The following is a 17495-nucleotide window of genomic DNA, read 5'->3' on the forward strand; positions in this document are numbered from 1 at the left end:
ATTGCTGCCAGAAGAGATTCCATGACCTATTGCGTCGGGCTCAAGATCGATCGCGGGCTCGTGTTCATGTCGGACACGCGCACCAATGCCGGTATGGATTCGATCTCGACCTTCAAGAAGATGCATGTCTGGGAGGAGCCCGGCGAGCGCGTCATCGTGCTGATGTCGGCGGGCAATCTGGCGACGACGCAGGCCGTGGTCAGCCTGCTCGAAGAGCGCACCAAGGCGGTGGCCGATCGCCGCGCGACATTGCTCGAAACGCCGTCGATGTATCAGACGGTGCGGCTGGTCGGCGACACGGTCAAGGAAGTGATCGCGCACTCTTCGCCCGCCGGCGAGAAGGCCGATTCCTATTTCAATGCCTCCTTCATCCTGGGCGGGCAGATCAAGGGCAGCCCGCCGCGGCTGTTCATGATCTATCCCGAGGGAAACTTCATCGAATCGACCGACGACACGCCGTTCTTCCAGATCGGCGAGACAAAATATGGCAAGCCGATCATCATCCGCGCCTATGAGCGCACGATGAGCCTTGCCGAGACGGTGAAGCTGCTTCTTGTGTCGTTCGATTCGACGCTGAAATCGAACCTGTCGGTCGGCCTGCCGCTCGACCTGCTGTTCCTGGAGAAGGACGCTTTCAAGGTTGGCCTGAAGAAGCGGATCGGCCAAGACGACCAGTATTACCGCACGATCTCGGACGGCTGGTCGAATGCGCTGAAGACGGCCTTCGCCAGCCTGCCGGACTTTCCCGGATAGAACGCGCCTGACAGATCGAGGGCGCCGGCGAGGCGATCATGTCGGGAGGACTCGATGGACAATGATGATTTCCGGCAGTGGTCGCGGCGCGCCGCCGACTGGGGCACCGACTACCGCGCCAATTTGCGCGAACGGCCGGTGCGGCCGCTGGTCGAGCCCGGCGATATTTTCAGGAGCATCGAGGTTTCGCCACCCGAAGATGCCGAGCCAATGGACAGGATCTTCGCCGATTTCGAGGAGAAGATCGTGCCGGGCATGACCCATTGGCAGCATCCACGCTTCTTTGCTTATTTTCCCGCGAACGCCGCACCAGTGTCGGTGGTGGCGGAATATCTGGTTTCGGCGATGGCCGCGCAATGCATGCTGTGGCAGACATCGCCGGCGGCGACGGAACTCGAGACCCGCACCGTCGACTGGATGCGCCAGGCGCTCGGTCTGCCGGAAGGGTTCTCCGGCGTGATCCAGGATTCGGCCTCGTCGGCGACACTGGCCGCCGTGCTGACCATGCGCGAGCGGGCGCTGGATTGGCAAGGCAACAAGAAGGGCCTGGCCGCGCAGGGCCGGTTGCGCATCTATTCGTCGGATCAGGTGCACACCTCGATCGACCGGGCGATCTGGGTCTCGGGCATAGGCGAGGACAATCTCGTGCGCATCCCGGTCGCCGGCCGTTTTCGCGCCATGGACACGGCAGCGCTTGAGGCGGCGATCGTCGCCGACCGGGAAGCCGGCATGCTGCCCGCGGGAATTATCGCCAGCGTCGGCGGCACGAGTACTGGCGGCACCGATGACGTCGCCGCCGTTGCCGCGGTGGCGAAGCGGCATGGGCTCTATCTGCATGTCGATGCCGCCTGGGCCGGATCGGCGATGATCTGTCCGGAATTCCGGCATTTCTGGAACGGCGCCGAACGTGCGGATTCGATCGTCTTCAATCCGCACAAGTGGTTGGGCGCCCAGTTCGATTGCTCGATCCAGTTCCTGCGCCAGCCGGAGGACCTGGTTCGCACCCTGGCGATAAAACCGGAATTCCTAAAGACGCATGGCCGCGACGGCATCATCAACTATTCCGAATGGTCGGTCCCACTCGGCCGGCGTTTCCGGGCCCTGAAACTGTGGTTCCTGCTGCGCGCCCACGGAATGGAAAACCTGCGCGCGATGATCCGCAACCATGTCGCCTGGAGCGAGGGCCTTGCTACACGGCTGGCCGGGGAGCCGGATTTCGACATTGTCAGCGAACCGATGCTGTCGCTGTTTTCGTTCCGGCACAAGGCGGCCTCAAGCGCCGATGCCGACGCGCACAATCTGCGGCTGGTCAATGCGATCAACGACGATGGCCGCATCTACCTGACGCAGACGCGGGTCGATGGCAAGGTGGCGATCCGCTTCCAGGTCGGCCAGTTTGAAGCAACGGCGCAAGATGTCGATGCAGCCTTCGAAGTGATTTGCGAATGCGCAAGGTCAATTGTCGCCTGACAACAAAGCATGCGAATACACAGCGGGTCACCGCACTGCTTAGAGGGCCATGTGAGCGCGAAGGGTGGGAAAACAACAGAAAGCCTGGCGGGCATCTGGCACGGGCGATATTTTTATCCGCGTGACCTGGAACCGGTCTCTTTTGTCGCGACGCTGATCGGGACTGCTACAAGGCTCACAGGCGCAGTTCACGAACCCGCGCCTTCGCTGGACGGTTCGATAGTTTACGCGACGATACTGGGAGATCGCGCAGGGAGCATCGTCACTTTCGTGAAGACATATGACAACGTCAAACGGAACGCACATGCGATCGAATATGATGGTGTTCTGAATGGTGATGCCACCGAGATCGAGGGCGCTTGGCGAATCACGGGCTACTGGTCCGGCACGTTCCTGATGATACGTTCGGCCGGCAAGGCAGTGTCCGTTTTCCGAAAAGCCGTCGAACAGGTTTGACACGCCAAGTCGGCATTGCGCGGCGGTTTGCCGTTGGAAACAGCGAATTCCATTAGCCGGCTTATACCTTCCCATCTCTTTCGTTTTCAGCTACAAGCAAGAAAAACGAAAACGGGAGGTCGCTCTATGTATCTGTCGCCACGCCATGCCGAGATCATCCAGATGGCCAAGGACCATGGCCGCGTGCTGGTCGACGATCTGGCCACGCATTTCAATGTGACGCCGCAGACCATTCGCAAGGATCTCAACGACCTCTGCGACCAGCGGCTGCTTTCGCGCATCCATGGCGGGGCATTGTTCCCCTCCGGCATCGAGAACATGGAGTATGAGGCCAGGCGCAAGATCGCGGCGGACGAGAAGGAAGCAATCGGCCGTGCGGCGGCAAGGCTGATCCCCGACAACGCCTCGCTGTTCATCAACATCGGCACCACGACGGAAGCGGTCAGCAAGGCGTTGCTCGACCACAATGGCCTCATGGTCATCACCAATAATATCAATGTTGCCAACAGGATGCGCATATATCCCTCGATCGAGGTGGTGATTGCGGGCGGGGTTGTGCGCGGTTCGGATGGCGGTGTCGTCGGCGAGGCGGCGGTCGACTTCATCAGGCAATTCAAGGTCGACTACGCCGTTATCGGCGCCTCTGCCATCGACCATGACGGCGCCTTGCTCGATTTCGATTTTCGTGAGGTGAAGGTGGCGCAGGCGATCATCGCCAATGCCAGGCACGTCATCCTGGTTTCCGACCAGACCAAATTCGAGCGCACGGCGCCGGTGCGCATCGGCCATCTGTCGCAGGTCAACACCTTCATCACCGACCGCTGCGACATCCCCTCGGTGCGCAAGATCTGCGAGGAAGCCGAGGTTCAACTGATCGAGACATCGCTCGGCTAGGCGCCCTTGGTGCTATCATCACAGGCCTGTGATATTTCGTTTGACATTCGTTCTCATTTCGAAATAATCCCAATACGGTTTCGTAAAACCTAAAAATGCTGCAATGCGAAATCGCGGGAGGATTTCTGTGGACGCACCCCCGATCCATGACATTTTCGTCATCGGTGGCGGTATCAATGGCTGCGGTATTGCCCGCGATGCCGTTGGGCGCGGCTTTTCGGTTTTTCTGGCTGAGATGAACGATCTGGCCAGCGGAACCTCCTCTGGTTCCACCAAACTGATTCATGGCGGCTTGCGCTATCTCGAGTTCTATGAATTCCGCCTGGTGCGCGAGGCGCTTATGGAGCGCGAGGTCTTGTGGAAGAACGCGCCGCATATCATCTGGCCGATGCGCTTCGTTCTGCCCTATGCCAAGGGCCTGCGTCCGGCCTGGCTGATCCGGCTCGGTCTCTTCCTTTACGACCACATTGGCGGGCGCAAATTGCTGCCTGCGACCAGGACGCTCGACATGGCAAGCGACCCGGCGGGCAAGCCTTTGAAACCCTTGTTCAAAAAGGCTTTCGAATATTCGGACGGCTGGGTCAATGACGCGCGGCTGGTGGCGCTTAATGCACGCGATGCCGCTGACCGCGGTGCAACCATCCGGACCCGCACCAAGGTCGTCGGTGCGCGCCGCGAAAACGGCCTTTGGACAATCAAGATCGAGAACCTGCAGAGCGGCGAGGCCGAAGAGATCAAGGCCCGGCTGCTGGTCAATGCCGCAGGACCGTGGGTCGATCATGTGCTTTCCGGCGTCGTCGGCCTGAACGATGTGCACAATGTCCGCCTGGTGCAGGGCAGCCACATCGTCATCGCCAAGAAGTTCGACGATCCGCGCGCCTATTTCTTCCAGAACAAAGACGGCCGCATCATCTTCGCCATTCCCTACGAGGAAGAGTTCACGCTGATCGGCACGACCGACCAGGATTATCCCGGCGATCCGCACGATGTGAAGATCAGCGACACCGAGATCGACTATCTCTGTGCCGCTGCCAGCGAATATTTCGCGGTAGCCGTCAAGCGTTCCGACATCGTCTGGACCTATTCGGCCGTGCGTCCGCTCTATGACGACGGCGCCTCCAAGGCGCAGGAAGCGACGCGCGACTATGTGCTGAAGGCCGATGGCGGCGAGGGCGCCGCCCCGATCGTCAATGCCTTTGGCGGCAAGATCACGACCTATCGCCGGCTGTCGGAATCGATGCTGGAAAAGATCGAGGGTTTTCTCGGCAAGCGCGGCAAGCCGTGGACATCAGATGCGCCGCTGCCCGGCGGTGATTTCCCGGCCACGGGTTTCGACGCGCAAGTGGCGAAGCTGAAAACGGCCTATCCGTTCCTCGATGCGCGCCTCGCCCGGCGGCTGACGCGGCTTTACGGGACCCGCGCTCAGGCTCTGCTTGGCCTTGCCAAGTCGAATGCCGAGCTCGGCCGTAATTTCGGTGGCGATCTCTACGAGGCCGAAGTGCGCTATCTCGTTGAAAATGAATGGGCCGTGACATCAGAGGATGTGCTGTGGCGGCGGACCAAGCGCGGCCTGCATCTCAGCCGCGAGCAGGTCGCGGCACTCGATGAATTCATGCACGGCATAAGCCGGCGGCATGTCGCGGCCGCCGAATGAAGAGGGTCTTGAGCTGATGCAGAAAGCCTGGGAGGAGGCGTCGTGCTTGAACTGAGGAACGTCACCAAAACGGTCGGTGCGGTCGAGCATATACGCGACGTGTCGCTGACGCTGCAGCACGGCTCGCTCAACGTTCTGCTCGGGCCGACGCTTTCCGGCAAGACCAGCCTGATGCGGCTGATGGCCGGCCTCGATGTGCCGACCTCCGGCTCGGTCTGGTTCGATGGCCAGAACGTTACCGGCACGCCGGTGCAGAAGCGCAAGATCGCCATGGTCTACCAGCAGTTCATCAACTATCCGGCAATGACCGTCTATGAGAACATCGCCTCGCCGCTCAGGGTGGCCGGCGTCGAGCAAGCCAAGATCGACAGCCAGGTGCGCGAAGCCGCGGGGTTGCTCAAGCTGACGCCGTATCTCGACCGCACGCCACTCAGCCTATCGGGCGGCCAGCAGCAGCGCACCGCGCTGGCGCGCGCCATCGTCAAGAATGCCAGCTTGGTTCTGCTCGACGAACCATTGGCCAATCTCGACTACAAGCTGCGCGAGGAATTGCGGGCCGAATTGCCAAGGATTTTTGCTGCCGCCGGCACCATCTTTGTCTACGCGACCACAGAGCCTCACGAGGCTCTGCTTCTCGGCGGCAACACGGCGACGCTGTCGGAAGGCCGCATCACCCAGTTCGGGCCGACCATCGACGTCTTCCGCAAGCCAGTCGACCTGGTGACTGCGAGGACCTTCGCCGATCCGCCGCTCAACACCATCGTGCTGGCCAAGAAGGGCGCCGACTTCCTGCTCGAAGGCGGGGTCAAGCTGCCGGTGCCTTCCGAACTTGTCGGCATTGCAGACGGCAACTACACGATCGGTTTTCAGCCGCATCATCTGTCGCTCGAACGGCCCAACGCCTTGGCTGTGCCGGTGCGGGCCAAGGTCACCATCACCGAGATCACCGGGTCCGAGAGCTTCATCCATCTCGACTTCGCCGATGTGCGCTGGGTGATGTTGACCCATGGCATCCGCGATCTCGAGATAGACGAAGTGGTCGAGGTGTTCATCGATCCGCGTCACATCATGGTCTTCGACGAGCACGGCCGCGCCGTGACCGCACCGAAGCTGGCGGCATAGGAGGGCGATATGGCGCGCATCGACGTCAACCATGTCAGGCATTCCTACCTGCCGAACCCGCAGAAGGATGCGGATTTCGCCCTCAGGGAAGTACATCACACCTTCGAGGATGGCGGCGCCTACGCGTTGCTCGGGCCGTCCGGCTGCGGCAAGACCACGCTGCTCAACATCATTTCGGGGCTGCTGCATCCCTCGCACGGCCAGTTGCTCTTCAACGGCAGGGACGTCACCAACCTGTCGACGCAGGAGCGCAACATCGCCCAGGTATTCCAGTTCCCGGTCATCTACGACACCATGACCGTCTACGACAATCTGGCCTTCCCGCTGCGCAATCGCGGCGTGCCTGAAGCCGATGTCGACCGCAAGGTGCGCGAGACGCTGGAGATGATCGACCTGGCGTCCTGGGCGAGGAAGAAGGCGAGGGGCCTGACCGCCGACCAGAAGCAGAAGATCTCGCTCGGCCGCGGGCTGGTGCGCTCCGACGTCAACGCCATCCTGTTCGACGAGCCGCTGACCGTCATCGACCCGCACATGAAATGGGTGCTGCGTTCGCAATTGAAGCAGCTCCATCGCCGCTTCGGCTACACCATGGTCTATGTCACGCACGACCAGACCGAGGCGCTGACCTTCGCTGACCAGGTCGTGGTCATGTACGATGGCGGCATCGTGCAGATCGGCACGCCGGCGGAACTGTTCGAACGGCCGCGCCATACCTTCGTCGGCTATTTCATCGGTTCGCCCGGCATGAACGTCATGCCGGTGGCGATCGAAGGCAGGACGGCAACGCTCGGGTCGCAACAGATCGAGTTGCCAGGCGTACCGAAGGCGGACGGCAGCGCCGTCGAGCTTGGTATCCGTCCCGAATATGTGCGGCTGGGCCGCGAGGGCATGGCCATTTCGATCAGCAAGGTCGAGGATGTCGGCCGCCACAAGGTGGTGCGCGCCAAGCTGGAAGGTCGAGACATCGCCGCGGTGATCGGCGAGGACGAGACCGTGCCGGCCGAACCAAAGGTGCGGTTCGATCCGGCCGGCATCAACATCTATGCCGATTCCTGGCGTGTCGAGATGGGGGCATAGATGGACAAGACCTGGAACAACAAGGCCTGGTTCCTCGTGCTGCCGGTGCTGGTGCTGGTGGCCTTCACCGCCGTCATCCCGCTGATGACGGTCGTCAACTATTCGGTGCAGGACACGTTCGGCAACAATGTCTTCACCTGGGCCGGCACCGAATGGTTCGAGGAACTGCTGTCGTCGAGCCGCTTCTGGGAAGCGATGGTCCGCAACCTGATCTTTTCCTTCATCATCCTGGCGATCGAGGTGCCGCTCGGCATCTTCATCGCGCTCAACATGCCGAAAAAAGGCTGGGGCGTGCCGGTCTGCCTGGTGCTGATGTCGCTGCCGCTGCTGATCCCGTGGAACGTCGTCGGCACCATCTGGCAGGTGTTCGGGCGCAACGACATCGGGTTGCTTGGCTATTATCTCAATGCGATCGGCATCGACTACAATTACGTGCAGGATCCGTTCGATGCCTGGGTAACGATCATTGTCATGGATGTCTGGCACTGGACCAGCCTCGTCGTGCTGCTCTGCTATGCCGGCCTGGTCTCGATCCCGGATGCCTTCTACCAGGCAGCCAAGATCGACGGCGCCTCGCGCTGGGCGGTGTTCCGCTACATCCAGCTGCCAAAGATGCAGCGCGTGCTTTTGATCGCGGTGCTGTTGCGCTTCATGGACAGTTTCATGATCTACACCGAACCCTTCGTCGTTACCGGCGGCGGGCCCGGCAATTCGACGACGTTCCTGTCGATCGACCTCGTCAAGACCGCGCTCGGCCAGTTCGACCTTGGTCCGGCGGCCGCGATGTCGCTGGTCTACTTCCTCATTATCCTGTTGTTGTCGTGGGTGTTCTACACCGTGATGACCAACTACGACGCGGAGCGCTGAGATGGCTGGCGCCAATGAACGAAGCGAGCGGAATGCGATGAACGCAACGGCTGCATCGGGAGGCCTGGCCAGTTCGCTGTCGCAGAGCGACCTCGACAAGCGCATGCGCCGGCGCGGCGAGGAATCGCGCTGGTGGTGGATCGTGCCGACGCTCTACATCTTCGTGCTGCTGTTGCCGATCTACTGGCTCATCAACATGAGCTTCAAGACCAATGCGGAGATCGTCAACTCGCTGACGCTCTACCCGCACGCACCGACGATCGCCAACTACGTCACCATCTTCACCGAGAAGGTCTGGTATTCCGGCTATATAAATTCGATCACCTATGTGGTCATGAACATGGTGATTTCGGTGTCGGTGGCGCTGCCGGCGGCTTACGCCTTCTCACGCTACCGCTTCCTTGGCGATAAGCATCTATTCTTCTGGCTTTTGACCAACCGCATGGCGCCGCCGGCGGTGTTCGCGCTGCCGTTCTTCCAGCTCTATTCGGCCTTCGGCCTGATCGACACACACATTGCGGTGGCGCTCGCCCACTGTCTGTTCAACGTGCCGCTGGCGGTGTGGATCCTCGAAGGCTTCATGTCGGGCGTACCAAAGGAGATCGACGAGACCGCCTATATCGACGGTTATTCGTTCCCGCGCTTCTTCCTGAAAATCTTCATGCCCCTGATTGCCAGCGGCATCGGCGTCGCCTGCTTCTTCTGCTTCATGTTCTCATGGGTGGAACTGCTGATCGCCCGTACGCTGACCACGACCGATGCCAAGCCGATCGCCGCAACCATGACCCGCACTGTCTCGGCCTCCGGCATGGATTGGGGGCTGCTCGCCGCCGCCGGCGTTTTGACGCTGATCCCCGGCGCGCTCGTCATCTGGTTCGTGCGCAACTACATCGCCAAGGGCTTCGCCCTGGGGAGGGTGTGATGAAACGAACGCAAGAGTTCGTCCGCAGCACCATCTTTGAGGGCTTCGCCCTGGGGAGGATATGATCGTGAACTTCGACTTCTCCTGGATGGCATGGACCTGGCCGACGGCCGCTTTTTTTGGCGTCATCGCCCTGCTGCTGGTCGGCATGGGCGCCTGGGAATACGCCTCGCCGGGCGGCAATCCGCGCGTCGGCGTGCTGCGCTTCGAGACGACGCGCGGCGACCGCCTGTTCCTATCGCTGCTCGGCAGCGCTTTTATCCATCTCGCTTGGCTGGGTCTTGTCGGACCGAGCCTCTGGTGGGCTCTCGCTCTCTCCGTGGTCTACGCCATCGGCGTGTTCCGTTACGTATAGAGGGGGAAACTGTTGGAGCGGCCGCGTGCCGGCGACCGCTCCAGATCGCACTTGAAACCTGAAACAGTGGAGGAAACACATGCGACGGCAATTTTTAACATCAACAACGGCCCTTGTCCTGGTGCTGGGCGTAGGCAATGCCTATGCCGGGATGGATGAGGCAAAAGCCTTTCTGGACAAGGAGATAGGCGGCGTGTCGACGCTTTCCCGCGCCGACCAGGAAAAGCAAATGCAGTGGTTTATCGACGCGGCCAAGCCCTTTGCCGGCATGGACATCAAGGTCGTCTCGGAAACCCTGACGACCCACAAGTATGAGTCAGAGGTGCTGGCACCGGCCTTTACCGCCATCACCGGCATCAAGGTCACGCATGACGTCATCCAGGAAGGCGACGTCGTCGAAAAGATCCAGACCCAGATGCAGACCGGGCAGAACATCTATGACGGCTGGGTCAACGATTCCGACCTGATCGGCACGCACTGGCGCTACCAGCAGGTGCGCAACCTGACCGACTGGATGGCGGGCGAAGGCAAGGACGTTACCGATCCGATGCTCGACGTCAACGACTTCATCGGCACCAAGTTCACCACCGCGCCGGACAAGAAGCTCTACCAGCTGCCCGACCAGCAGTTCGCGAACCTCTACTGGTTCCGTTACGACTGGTTCAACGACGAGAAGAACAAGGCCGACTTCAAGGCCAAGTACGGCTACGATCTCGGCGTGCCGGTCAACTGGTCGGCCTATGAGGACATCGCCGCGTTCTTCACCGGCCGCGATGTCAACGGCAAGAAGGTCTATGGCCACATGGACTACGGCAAGAAGGATCCGTCGCTCGGCTGGCGGTTCACCGACGCGTGGCTGTCGATGGCCGGCAATGGCGACAAGGGCCTGCCGAACGGCCTGCCGGTCGACGAATGGGGCATCAAGGTCGACGCCAATTCGCGGCCTGTCGGCTCGTGCACCGCGCGTGGCGGCGACACCAATGGACCAGCATCGGTCTATGCCATCCAGAAGTATCTCGATTGGCTGAAAGCCTATGCGCCGCCGGAAGCCCAGGGCATGACCTTCTCTGAATCCGGCCCCGTGCCGTCGCAGGGCAATGTTGCCCAGCAGATCTTCTGGTACACCGCGTTCACCGCCGACATGGTCAAGCCCGGCCTGCCGGTCATGAACGACGACGGTACACCGAAGTGGCGCATGGCGCCGTCGCCGCACGGCTCCTACTGGAAGGACGGCATGAAGCTCGGCTATCAGGACGTCGGTTCCTGGACGCTGATGAAGTCGACGCCGACCGACCGCGCCAAGGCCGCTTGGCTCTATGCGCAGTTCGTCACCTCGAAGACCGTTGACGTGAAGAAGAGCCAGGTTGGCCTGACCTTCATTCGCGACTCCACCATCCATGACAAGAGCTTCACCGAACGCGCGCCGAAGCTCGGCGGTCTGATCGAGTTCTATCGCTCACCGGCCCGTGTGCAGTGGACTCCGACCGGCACCAACGTGCCGGACTATCCGAAGTTGGCGCAGCTCTGGTGGCAGAACATCGGTGACGCATCCTCGGGTGCCAAGACACCGCAGGAAGCCATGGATTCGCTCTGCGCCGATCAGGAAAAAGTCATGGCCCGTATCGAGAAATCCGGTGTCCAGGGCGACATCGGCCCGAAGATGGCCGAAGAGCATGACCTTGCCTACTGGAACGCCGACGCGGTCAAGGCCGGTAATCTCGCGCCTCAGCTGAAGCTCGAGCAGGAAAAGGACAAGCCGATCACCATCAACTACGACGAACTGGTGAAGAGCTGGCAGAAGTAAGACTGCCTATGCGGGCGTTAGCGCTCGTGTGAAATTGGGGGAGGCGGCGCGTTGCCGTCTCCCTTCTTTGTATCCAGGTGGAGGACGCGGGAATGAACGGTTTTGTGCTGGCGATCGACCAGGGAACGACATCAACCCGGGCGATCCTGTTCGACGGCCAGATGAAAGTCGCTGGCAGCGGGCAGAAGGAATTCACCCAGCACTATCCGGCCTCCGGCTGGGTCGAGCACGATCCGGAAGAGATCTGGGCAAGCGTCGTGACGACCGTGAAGGCCGCATTGAAGGCTGCTGGCCGTACCGCCTCGGATGTCGCGGCGATCGGCATCACCAACCAGCGCGAAACCGTCGTCATCTGGGACAGGACGACGGGCAAGCCGATCCACAACGCCATCGTCTGGCAGGACCGGCGCACCGCGCCGCTGTGCCAGAAACTGAAGAAGCAGGGGCTGGAGAAGAAATTCACGCGCAAGACCGGCTTGCTGCTCGATCCCTATTTCTCGGGCACCAAGATCGCCTGGATGCTCGACAAGGTGAAGGGCGCCAGGAAACGCGCCGACAAAGGCGAATTGCTGGCCGGCACCATCGACAGCTTTTTGATCTGGCGGCTGACCGGCGGCGAGGTCCACGCCACCGATGCCACCAATGCCTCGCGCACGCTGGTCTACAACATCGAGAAAAACGCCTGGGACGACGAGCTTTTGGCGATTCTCAACATCCCGGCAAAAATGCTGCCGGACGTCAAAGACTGCGCCGATGATTATGGCGTGACCGAGAAAAATCTGTTTGGCGCCGAGATAAAAATCCTCGGCGTCGCCGGCGACCAGCATGCCGCGACCATCGGCCAGGCCTGCTTTGAGCCCGGCATGATGAAATCCACCTACGGCACCGGCTGCTTTGCGCTGCTCAACACCGGCAGCGATCTGGTGCGTTCGAAGTACCGGCTCTTGACCACCATCGCCTATCGGCTGAACGGCAAGACGACCTATGCGCTGGAAGGCTCGATCTTCATTGCGGGTGCAGCCGTGCAATGGCTGCGCGACGGCATCAAGGTGATCGGCAAGGCCGAGCAGAGCGGCAAACTGGCTGCCGAGGCCGACCCGACGCAAAACGTCTATCTGGTGCCGGCCTTTGTCGGACTGGGCGCCCCGCATTGGGACGCCGACGCGCGCGGCGCCATCTTCGGACTGACCCGCAATTCCGGTCCGGCGGAATTCGCGCGCGCCGCGCTCGAATCCGTCGCTTACCAGACCCGCGACCTGCTCGACGCCATGCGCAAGGACTGGAAGGGCACTTCGGCCAAAACGGTTCTCCGGGTCGATGGCGGCATGGTGGCGTCGGACTGGACCATGCAGCGATTGGCCGACATTCTCGATGCGCCGGTCGACCGCCCGACCATCCTCGAGACGACCGCGCTGGGTGCGGCCTGGCTCGCCGGCTCGAAAGCCGGGGTGTGGCCGAAGGCGAAGGAGTTTGCTAAGAGCTGGGCGCTCGAGCGGCGGTTCAAGCCGGAGATGGATGTCTCCACGCGATCCGCCAAGCTGGCAGGCTGGCGCGATGCTGTGCGCAGGACCCTGAGCGCATAAGAAAAGGCCCGCGCCATTTCCGACGCGGGTCTTCTACTCACACTTACCTGCTACTCATACTCATCCTTGGATCAGTAGGGCGAACGGCATACCCGCCGCGGGCCGTAATTCGGCTGGTACGTGTTGTCCGAAGAGCGATAGCTGCGGTAGTGGTCATAGCACCACTGCACGTGCGAGTTGCCTTCGTAGACGCGGCTGTTCTCGTTGTTGATGATTGCACCGGTGATCAAGGCACCAGTCGCGAATGCTGCCAGCGGGAACCAATAGTCGCCGTGACGGCGATAACCGCGGTGGTAATCGCGATAGCCGCGATGTCCGTTCCAATAGCCGCCGCCATCATTGTTTCGCGCAAAGTCGCGATTGCCGAAATTGCGATTGCTGAAATTGCGGTTGCTGAAATTGCGGCGGAAGTGGCGATTCTTCATCCACGGCTGGTAGTCGACCGTTTGTACATCGCTCGACGCCGATGCCGCCTGGGGCACAAACATCTGACCTGCATTGGCCGGCATAGCGGCGGCAGCGGCGAACGAAACTGACAGGGTGGTCGCCAGTATACCCGTTACGATCTTGTTCATTGTCTTCTCCTTCGAAAGGGTGATTGACGTCCCTTGTGGCGAGACAACGAGCGATACACAGGATGGTTCCTCGCAAAACACCAAGTTGCTGATCTGTAATGTTTCTCTTGCCTGACACCGGCACTGCAAAGTGCCCAGCCAATGCCCCTGCGGCGCTTGTACATCGCTTCATCGAAGTGGCCGTTTGGGCAAGTCGACGATGCCGGAAAAGCTTGGCTCGTCGATCCGCTTTTTCCGGTTGACCGGTTGAGCCACTCTCCCTATGTTCCGCGCAATTTCGAGGGCGGCCTTTCAAGCCCGCGGGAGCGCGTAGCTCAGCCGGTAGAGCAACTGACTTTTAATCAGTAGGTCATGGGTTCGAATCCCATCGCGCTCACCAAAAAACATCAATTCCGCATTCGCCGACTATGCGCCAAATTGCCTTCGAACTGGACCGGACGCTTACAGAGGCTGGTATCGCTTACGAGCTGACCAACAGGACTAGCCTCGGCAGCCCGCCAGAACTGCCTCATTGCGCGCCTGAAGGCTCAGGGCCTGGGGCTTCGTCCCGGCCAAAGGCCGCCCGTAAGATGGCCTTCCAATCCCTACGAGCAATCTCCCTTCCACTCCAGTGCGGATGACGACTATCCTTTCGAGCGTTGATAGCTGTCGGCTGTGTGTGGGTGGTACAGTGGACGCGATATTTGCGCCATTGGACAGGGCGCCTAGCTGTCTGAATAGTAAGACGATCGCCTTGGAGGCCACCGTTGGCCTCAAACGTGCGAAACGCCTCAACGCCGCAAAGCGCAATGTCGGTCAGGTTACGCATCTTTTGAACCGTAAATTGCAGCGCCGGCCAACTCTTGGCGAGCACGACATCTGGAACCCTTGTGCCACTTCGCTCGCCTTCAATGGGCAGTAAAAAATTCGCACTCGCAATAAGCAGGCCGCAGTCCCGATTGAAAAGGGAGTCAATATTCAGCCGAACGTTGGCGGCCTCCCGGAGCAAGCCGACTAGGTTATTGTTCGTCTGGAAGTCCGGTCGGTGGCTATATAGCGGTCTTCCGTCCGTTCGCTCCTCCGTACGCCTCCGGCGAAGGCCGCCTTGCGCGAGCATGGCACGGTAGCGAGGCTGCGCTCTTAAGGTCGTCCTTACGAGCGAAGTTAGCAGCACAGCATGAGCCATGTGACGTTATTGACCGGACCGGAGCGTCGTCGTCGTTGGCGTGAAGAGGATCAGTTCCGGATACTGGCCGCGGCATTCGCGCCCGGGGCCACGGTGGCAGCGGTAGCGCGTCAGTACGATGTCGCGACCAGCCTGATCTATAAGTGGCGCCGAACGCTGAGAGCCCGCGAGACAGGCTTTGCGGAAGTTGTCGTGGTTCCCGATGAGCCTGTCGCCGCTTCGGTGCCGGCGGCGGCCCCAGCGGTGATCGAGCTGGAGATCGCCGGCAAGGTGCGGCTGCGGATTCCGCTGACCACACCGCCGACACTCGCGGCGGCGATGGTGAAGGCGCTGGGCGTTTCATGATCCCGGTTCCGAGCCAGGTGCGGATCTGGTTGGCGGTCGGCCGGACCGATATGCGCCGCGGAATGCAAGGCCTCGCTCTGCAGGTCCAGGAGACGTTGGGCCGGGATCCGCATGCCGGGGATCTTTATGTCTTCCGAGGCCGCAGCGGCAATCTGATCAAGATTATCTGGCATGATGGGCTCGGCATGTCGCTGTATGCAAAACGGCTCGAAAAGGGCCGGTTCCTATGGCCGTCGCCGGCGGACGGCACGGTTTCCATATCACCGGCGCAGCTCGCCTACATGCTCGATGGGATCGATTGGCGCAACCCGCGCCACACGTTCCGCCCCCCCCCCAGCGCGCGGGCTGAGTTTTTTCTTTGAGTTTGCGCCATTTTCCGCGAGTCAGCGGACGCGTTTTATGATTCACTCCAGGACATGGTTGCCACCGCCCTGGATGCTGTTCCGGACGATATCGGTGCGCTGAGAGCAGCGCTGACCGCGGCGCTGGCCAGAGCCGAAGACGAGACCGCGCGCGCTACGCTGATCGAGGCCGAACTGGCGGTCGCCAGGGCCAAGGCATCGGATGATGCGGCGCTGATCGCACATCAGGGTCTGACGATCCGCAAGTTGCAGCGGGCGCTGCATGGTCAGAGTTCTGAACGCTCAGCCCGCCTGCACGACCAGATGGAGCTCACCTTCGAGGAACTCGAGAGCACGGCGACGGAAGACGAGATCGCCGCCGAACAGGCGGCGGCCCGGACCACTGAGGTGGCACCTTATGTGCGCAAACGACCGGCGCGCCAGCCATTTCCAGAGCATCTGCCGCGCGAACGCGTGGTTGAGCCGGCGCCGACCGCTTGCCACTGCTGCGGCGGTCATCGGCTGCGCAGGCTGGGTGAGGATATCACCGAGACGCTGGAGGTGGTGCCGCGGCAATGGAAGGTGATCCAACACGTGCGGGAGAAGTTCACCTGCCGCGACTGTGAGGCGATCAGCCAGGCACCGGCGCCGTTCCACGCCACCCCGCGCGGCTGGGCTGGCCCCGGCCTGCTGGCGATGATCCTGTTCGAGAAGTTCGGCCAGCATCAGCCGCTCAACCGCCAGGCTGAACGCTATGCCCGCGAAGGCGTGCCGCTCAGCCTGTCGACGCTCGCCGACCAGGTCGGCGCCGGCGCCGCGGTGCTGATGCCGCTGTTCAAGCGGCTCGAAGCCCATGTGCTGGCCGCTTCACGTCTGCACGGCGACGACACGACGGTGCCGGTCCTGGCCAAGGGCAAGACCGATACCGGCCGATTATGGACCTATGTGCGCGATGACCGGCCGTTCGGCGGCGCCGATCCGCCGGCGGTGGTGTTCTACTATTCCCGCGATCGCCGAGGCGAACATCCCGAGGCGCATCTCGCCGGCTGGAGCGGCATTCTGCAGGCCGACGCCTATGGCGGTTATGGTGATCTCTATGCGACGGGCCGTCAGCCGGCGCCTATTCTGGAAGCCAGCTGCTGGGCCCACAGCCGGCGCAAAGTGTTCGAGCTGGCCGATATCGAAGCGGCGGCGCGCAAGAAGGCGCACGGCGAGAAGCCCAACCTGGTCTATCCGCTAGCGGTTGAAGCCGTGAAGCGCATCGATGCCCTGTTCGATATCGAGCGCGCGATCAACGGCCTGTCGCCAGGCCAACGCCACGCCGTGCGCAAAGAGCGGAGCGCGCCGCTGGTCACCGAGCTCGAGCGCTGGATGATCGAGACGCGCGACAAGCTCTCGCGCGGACACGATCTGACCAAGGCCTTCAACTACATGCTGCGTCGCTGGTCGTCCTTCACCCGGTTCCTCGACGATGGGCGGATTTGCCTATCCAACAATGCAGCCGAGCGAGCCCTGCGCGGCATCGCTCTCGGCAGAAAGTCCTGGCTGTTCTGCGGTTCCGATCGCGGCGGACAGCGCGCTGCCGTTCTCTACAGCCTGATCGTCAGCGCCAAGTTGAATGACGTCGACCCTCAGGCCTGGCTCGCCGATATCCTGGCGCGCATCGCAGCCCACCCAGCACAGCGGATCGATGATTTGCTGCCATGGAATTGGAGATCTGCAAAATTGCGGACCCAACCAGCGGCGGCCTGATCATGCAGCGCAATAAGGTGCATCACGTCTACACCGTCGAACGTGTCGCCAGGGACCTCGGAGTCAGCGAAGCGCTCATCCAGGACCTGACCCTCGGTCTCGAGCCCGAGGACGGCGTCATCTGGGTGTACGGCGCCAACGATGACGACGGGATCTTGGCCTTCACCGATGAAGGCATCGAGGAAGTCAAACTCCTCCTCGAAGAATATCATCGCGTCTCCCCATCGAAAGCTTGACCCAGCACCACGGTGCTCAGGTGCTCAAGCCGCCGGATACGCACGTCTGCGGTCTTCACCGGACGGGTACGCTCCTCCAAATCGTGGAGCGGCGCAAACTCTTTCAACACAACCAGGAGTCGCC

General features: G+C 61.5%; 17 protein-coding genes and 1 tRNA gene. 17 read left to right on the top strand and 1 reads right to left on the bottom strand.

What is annotated here, in order from left to right:
• Positions 1-21 precede the first annotated feature (21 nt).
• The 12 genes from HGP13_RS20870 to glpK all read left to right on the top strand — a co-directional run bounded on the left by HGP13_RS20870 (position 22) and on the right by glpK (position 12957).
• The gene (locus HGP13_RS20870) at positions 22-753 is read left to right on the top strand and encodes a peptidase (RefSeq protein ID WP_172228726.1); all 732 of its coding nucleotides are present in this window, start codon (positions 22-24) and stop codon (positions 751-753) included.
• Between the two features lie 54 nt (positions 754-807).
• Complete coding sequence (locus tag HGP13_RS20875) at positions 808-2223, top strand: pyridoxal-dependent decarboxylase (RefSeq protein ID WP_172228728.1); 1416 nt, start codon at positions 808-810, stop codon at positions 2221-2223.
• Between the two features lie 51 nt (positions 2224-2274).
• Entirely contained in the window at positions 2275-2679 is a 405-nt protein-coding gene (locus tag HGP13_RS20880) for a hypothetical protein (protein ID WP_172228730.1), read from the top strand.
• A 126-nt stretch (positions 2680-2805) separates the two neighbouring features.
• Positions 2806-3573 (top strand): DeoR/GlpR family DNA-binding transcription regulator, encoded by a 768-nt coding sequence (locus tag HGP13_RS20885; RefSeq protein ID WP_172228732.1) that lies wholly within the window; start codon positions 2806-2808, stop codon positions 3571-3573.
• A gap of 127 nt (positions 3574-3700) precedes the next feature.
• Positions 3701-5227: a glycerol-3-phosphate dehydrogenase gene (glpD, locus tag HGP13_RS20890; protein WP_172228733.1), complete on the top strand. Its 1527-nt coding sequence runs from the start codon at positions 3701-3703 to the stop codon at positions 5225-5227.
• Between the two features lie 42 nt (positions 5228-5269).
• Positions 5270-6349 (top strand): ABC transporter ATP-binding protein, encoded by a 1080-nt coding sequence (locus HGP13_RS20895; RefSeq protein ID WP_172228734.1) that lies wholly within the window; start codon positions 5270-5272, stop codon positions 6347-6349.
• A 9-nt stretch (positions 6350-6358) separates the two neighbouring features.
• Positions 6359-7426 (top strand): ABC transporter ATP-binding protein, encoded by a 1068-nt coding sequence (locus tag HGP13_RS20900; RefSeq protein WP_172228735.1) that lies wholly within the window; start codon positions 6359-6361, stop codon positions 7424-7426.
• A complete protein-coding gene (locus tag HGP13_RS20905) occupies positions 7427-8293 on the top strand; it encodes a sugar ABC transporter permease (RefSeq protein ID WP_027044598.1) in 867 nt (288 codons plus the stop codon).
• A 1-nt stretch (position 8294) separates the two neighbouring features.
• Positions 8295-9215, top strand: a complete 921-nt coding sequence (locus HGP13_RS20910) for a carbohydrate ABC transporter permease (protein WP_172228736.1) — start codon at positions 8295-8297, stop codon at positions 9213-9215.
• Between the two features lie 61 nt (positions 9216-9276).
• Positions 9277-9570 carry a DUF2160 domain-containing protein gene (locus HGP13_RS20915; protein WP_172228737.1) on the top strand — a complete coding sequence of 98 codons (294 nt, stop codon included), beginning with the start codon at positions 9277-9279 and terminating at the stop codon, positions 9568-9570.
• Positions 9571-9649: 79 nt separating this feature from the next.
• Positions 9650-11374 carry an ABC transporter substrate-binding protein gene (locus HGP13_RS20920; RefSeq protein WP_172228738.1) on the top strand — a complete coding sequence of 575 codons (1725 nt, stop codon included), beginning with the start codon at positions 9650-9652 and terminating at the stop codon, positions 11372-11374.
• 92 nt (positions 11375-11466) lie between these two features.
• Positions 11467-12957: a glycerol kinase GlpK gene (gene glpK, locus HGP13_RS20925; protein ID WP_172228739.1), complete on the top strand. Its 1491-nt coding sequence runs from the start codon at positions 11467-11469 to the stop codon at positions 12955-12957.
• 71 nt (positions 12958-13028) lie between these two features.
• Here the strand turns inward: glpK and HGP13_RS20930 are convergent, their stop codons facing one another.
• A complete protein-coding gene (locus HGP13_RS20930; RefSeq protein WP_172228740.1) occupies positions 13029-13532 on the bottom strand; it encodes a BA14K family protein in 504 nt (167 codons plus the stop codon).
• 303 nt (positions 13533-13835) lie between these two features.
• On the opposite strand from HGP13_RS20930, the gene HGP13_RS20935 reads away from it, so the two are divergent.
• The 5 genes from HGP13_RS20935 to HGP13_RS20955 all read left to right on the top strand — a co-directional run bounded on the left by HGP13_RS20935 (position 13836) and on the right by HGP13_RS20955 (position 17371).
• A tRNA-Lys gene (locus HGP13_RS20935) sits at positions 13836-13911 on the top strand.
• A 777-nt stretch (positions 13912-14688) separates the two neighbouring features.
• A complete protein-coding gene (locus HGP13_RS20940; RefSeq protein WP_172223789.1) occupies positions 14689-15042 on the top strand; it encodes a transposase in 354 nt (117 codons plus the stop codon).
• Positions 15039-15404: an IS66 family insertion sequence element accessory protein TnpB gene (gene tnpB, locus HGP13_RS20945; RefSeq protein ID WP_172228741.1), complete on the top strand. Its 366-nt coding sequence runs from the start codon at positions 15039-15041 to the stop codon at positions 15402-15404. The genes HGP13_RS20940 and tnpB overlap by 4 nt, the downstream gene beginning before the upstream one ends.
• A 54-nt stretch (positions 15405-15458) precedes the next feature.
• Positions 15459-17135: an IS66 family transposase gene (locus HGP13_RS20950; protein ID WP_172223785.1), complete on the top strand. Its 1677-nt coding sequence runs from the start codon at positions 15459-15461 to the stop codon at positions 17133-17135.
• A complete protein-coding gene (locus tag HGP13_RS20955; RefSeq protein WP_348647072.1) occupies positions 17087-17371 on the top strand; it encodes a hypothetical protein in 285 nt (94 codons plus the stop codon). The genes HGP13_RS20950 and HGP13_RS20955 overlap by 49 nt, the downstream gene beginning before the upstream one ends.
• The last annotated feature ends 124 nt before the right edge of the window (positions 17372-17495 follow it).

The sequence above is a fragment of the Mesorhizobium sp. NZP2077 genome (assembly GCF_013170805.1).
In the GTDB taxonomy this organism is placed as follows: domain Bacteria; phylum Pseudomonadota; class Alphaproteobacteria; order Rhizobiales; family Rhizobiaceae; genus Mesorhizobium.